This is a genomic window from Streptomyces sparsus (assembly GCF_054776295.1).
Map to the genome: position 1 here is coordinate 1 of NZ_BAAHCA010001662.1, position 596 is coordinate 596.

Below are 596 nucleotides of genomic sequence, written 5' to 3' on the forward strand. Positions count from 1 at the left end.
TTCTGGCCGACCGCCACCACCTCCGCCCACGACAGGCGCCGGCCGACCGCCGCGGCCCTGGTCGGAGCGCAGGCCGTGTACGAGGGCCGACTGGACGGGGTGTGGCTCGCGACGGTGGTGCTGGTGCCGTTGGCCGCGTTCGAAGCGGTGCTGGGACTGCCGCAGGCGGTGCAGCACCGCCAGCGGGTGCGGCGCAGCGCCCAGCGGGTGCACGAGGTGCTGGACGCGCCCGACCCGGTCCGGGAACCGGCCGAGCCGGCGCCCGAACCGAGCAGCCCGTTCCCGGTCCGGCTGCGCGGGGTGACGGCCCGCCACCCCGGGCAGGACCGCCCGGCGCTCAGCGGCGTCGACCTGGACCTGGTACCGGGCCGGCGGATCGCCGTGGTCGGCCCGTCCGGGTCCGGCAAGACGACACTGGCCCAGGTGCTGCTGCGGTTCCTCGACGCCGAGTCGGGCAGCTGCACGCTCGGCGGTACCGACACGGCGCTGCTGCCCGCGGACACCGTCCGGCGCTCGGTCGGGCTGTGCGCACAGGACGCGCACCTCTTCGACAGCACGCTGCGGGAGAACCTGCGGCTGGCCCGCCCGGACGCCGA

General features: G+C 76.8%; 1 protein-coding gene. It reads left to right on the top strand.

The features are described 5' to 3' along the window. A partial coding sequence (locus ACYVE9_RS30180) for an ATP-binding cassette domain-containing protein (RefSeq protein WP_461031034.1) occupies nt 1–596 on the top strand: 596 nt, incomplete at both ends.